Origin of the sequence: Proteus sp. G2675, from assembly GCF_963886535.1 — a bacterium.
GTDB lineage: Bacteria > Pseudomonadota > Gammaproteobacteria > Enterobacterales > Enterobacteriaceae > Proteus > Proteus mirabilis.
Genome location: NZ_CAWPCB010000029.1, coordinates 1 through 2,683, shown reverse-complemented (window position 1 = coordinate 2,683; position 2,683 = coordinate 1). Strand labels below are relative to the sequence as shown.

Below are 2,683 nucleotides of genomic sequence, written 5' to 3'. Positions count from 1 at the left end.
ATGGGGAACCCAGTCTGAAAACCGCATCATTGATAATTTTGATTGGCGATGGACAAATCAATCCCCTGTGATGGGGCCAGCTCAATTAACGAATGGTTCTGTGGAATATATCTATTTGCGAGGAGGTGCTAAATATCAGCTCACTAAGCATAAAAGTGTTAACCATCAAATTATCACCCGCACTTATACCAATAACAAACAATCGGTGGCACCAAAAGGATTTGTGGCGAATGAAGTACCTAAGTCCAGCGAACAGAAAGCCAATGCAACGGCGAATGCGGTAAACCAACTTGAAACTAAGGTGACTGAGGTCTCAGGTAAAGTGACCTCTACCGCCCAGCAAGTCACTCGCCTTGAAAGCCAAGTGGGTACAAGTTCAGCCAAAATCGAACAAACGTCGAAAGTGGTCACCGACATAAATGGCAAAATTTCCGCATCATGGACAATGAAAGTTCAGCAAGATAGCAAAGGGAATAAAGTCATTACGGGCATTGGCTTAGGGTTTAATGCACAAGGAAATAGCCAATTTCTGGTCAATGCCCAAAACTTTGCGGTGATATCGTCATTAAACGGCAAAGTGGTGACACCGTTTATCGTGAAGAATGGACAGGTGGTTATTCATGAAGCCTTAATGGATAAAGCGTGGATACAAAAATTAGTGGTACTCGATTATTTTAAATCATCAGGATTTGATAAAGGGAATGGCTTTTTATTGGATGCTAAAAACAATGTTTTTCGCTTTACGAGTGGTAATGGAGGGACAACATTAACCAATCAAAATTTATATGTAAAAGACGAAACTGGGTATAATGTTGTTATTATTGGTGATATTACAAATGAGCGATAATTATGGCATGGTAATCAAATCTAAAAAATATGGAATTAATTTATTAAATACATCCGATAGGGTTGGACGAATTGTTGGTTGGCATGATATTACTCCAATACCACTTATGACTAAAAAAACTTTTAGTTATGACCATTCTGATCTAAATAAATATGGAGAAGTATTTGCTTGGTTTGGAACTTCTTTTATGAGGGGGTTAGCTGGAGATGTTATTTTAAATATTAATAACGGGGTAATTATTCTTGAACTCGATAATGTTTATAGAAATGGCTTAATCGATATATATGATGACATCATTAGGTTATATTATGGAGTATATTGATGGGTAAATATGGCATTATTATAAAAGGAAAGGATCGTCATATTCAAATAGATAGCTTTAATACGGTTATGAACTGTATTAGAAAGCAGACTGTTGTAATGAAAGGTGGGATAGTATCTGGAAATCAAGGATATTATACTGAATTACCGATTACCCCACATTTATCTACAAAGTTATTTGCTGTATCACCTAATAATGTTTTTGTTAAAGTTATTGGGGGAGCCATAAAAGGAAGTGATAAAAATATCCAGATATCCCAACCTTATAATGACTCTTCGGGTAGTGTTGATGTATTTGAATTTGGTGATTTTCCGAATAATATTTTTAAAGAAAAATATGGAGTCGTTATAAAAAATAGTAGTACAAAACAGACTGTTTATAACTCTAATTGGGGGGTGCTAAAAATAGTAGGATATTTTATTGCATCATGGAAAGAAGATATTGATTATCAATTACCAAATATAAAAGATTTAGCTTTCGTTTTTGGTGGCGGAATGGGAGGAATATGGGAAGATGGATTTGAAGGGGCTTGGATGGATACTTTTATTAAAAGAGTGGGAAATACGTTACAAGTAAGATATAAAGAAGCTGTTCTTTGGAGCACAGGCAGTGCAAATCGTGATTTATCTAGATTTCCATCTACTTGCTTAATAATAGATGTGAGCGATATTAAGAAGGTATTATGAAAAAAATAATTTTATTATCTATTGCGGTATTTATTTCAGGCTGTGTTGATAGAAAACCTATAAATTATCAGACAGTGGAGTGTGTTGGTTTAATTAAAATTCAGACTATTGAAAAATATCAGAGTTTTAAATTAAGTCGCTATAATAATGATAATAATATGTATTTTGGATACGGTAAAGCAGGTTTATGGCAAGGCGGTTGGGTTAGCCCTGATATGTTTGACAAAATATATTGCAAAGATAATTCACCTATAAAAAAATAAATTTAGGAAATAAATCATGATATACACAACAGGCACTGTTAGCACAGTGTCAGGGTCTGCTATTGTCTCTGGCACAGGTACCATTATTTTAATTAAAAATGGTAATGCTAATTTTATTTATATGGTGGACAGGGTTAATAGCGATACAGAATTAGTCATTTCACAACCGGCTACATTTACCGTAAAAAACACTAGTTACAGCATTAATCTCACTGAGCCGAACTCATACAGCGACGCTAATAATCGTATGACCGCTATTGCATCAGATATTACGTAGTTCTTAAACGAGCAACGAGTTACGCTCGATGGTGTTAAAAAAGTGCTGGGGGATATTAGTAAAAAGTTAGATAAAAGTGGTGTGGACCTTTCAGGGATTTCGAAGTGCGATTACACGTAATACACAAATGGCTTATTGTGTGTTTCGACAAAAAATCCACCTTAAAGGCGGGCGCTATTGGTCTTTGCCGACAATATTATCGCATTTAGATAAGTGTGTTGTGTTTTATCATACCACCAACTCTCAAGCGGAAGTGAGCTATTTAGCGCATAAAAAGCAATTATACAG

General features: G+C 35.2%; 5 protein-coding genes. All 5 read left to right on the top strand.

Features of this window, described 5'->3' with window-relative positions:
* Nucleotides 1-847 (top strand): phage tail tip fiber protein (locus AACQ49_RS08075; RefSeq protein ID WP_237612809.1); only part of this gene is annotated, 847 nt, incomplete at its 5' end.
* Nucleotides 837-1,169 (top strand): hypothetical protein, encoded by a 333-nt coding sequence (locus AACQ49_RS08070; protein WP_017627865.1) that lies wholly within the window; start codon nt 837-839, stop codon nt 1,167-1,169. The genes AACQ49_RS08075 and AACQ49_RS08070, both read left to right, overlap by 11 nt.
* Nucleotides 1,169-1,855: a hypothetical protein gene (locus tag AACQ49_RS08065; RefSeq protein WP_017627864.1), complete on the top strand. Its 687-nt coding sequence runs from the start codon at nt 1,169-1,171 to the stop codon at nt 1,853-1,855. Before AACQ49_RS08070 ends, AACQ49_RS08065 begins: the two co-directional genes overlap by 1 nt.
* On the top strand, nt 1,852-2,118 hold the full coding sequence (locus tag AACQ49_RS08060) for a hypothetical protein (RefSeq protein ID WP_049202079.1): 267 nt from the start codon (nt 1,852-1,854) through the stop codon (nt 2,116-2,118). Before AACQ49_RS08065 ends, AACQ49_RS08060 begins: the two co-directional genes overlap by 4 nt.
* A 16-nt stretch (nt 2,119-2,134) precedes the next feature.
* Entirely contained in the window at nt 2,135-2,395 is a 261-nt protein-coding gene (locus AACQ49_RS08055; RefSeq protein WP_004247524.1) for a hypothetical protein, read from the top strand.
* Nucleotides 2,396-2,683 lie beyond the last annotated feature (288 nt).

What these genes read in the sequence shown, in the direction of transcription:
- AACQ49_RS08070 (WP_017627865.1), top strand. Translation starts at nt 837, where the DNA reads ATGAGCGATAATTATGGCATGGTAATCAAATCTAAAAAATATGGAATT.
- AACQ49_RS08065 (WP_017627864.1), top strand. Translation starts at nt 1,169, where the DNA reads ATGGGTAAATATGGCATTATTATAAAAGGAAAGGATCGTCATATTCAA.
- AACQ49_RS08055 (WP_004247524.1), top strand. Translation starts at nt 2,135, where the DNA reads ATGATATACACAACAGGCACTGTTAGCACAGTGTCAGGGTCTGCTATT.
- AACQ49_RS08060 (WP_049202079.1), top strand. Translation starts at nt 1,852, where the DNA reads ATGAAAAAAATAATTTTATTATCTATTGCGGTATTTATTTCAGGCTGT.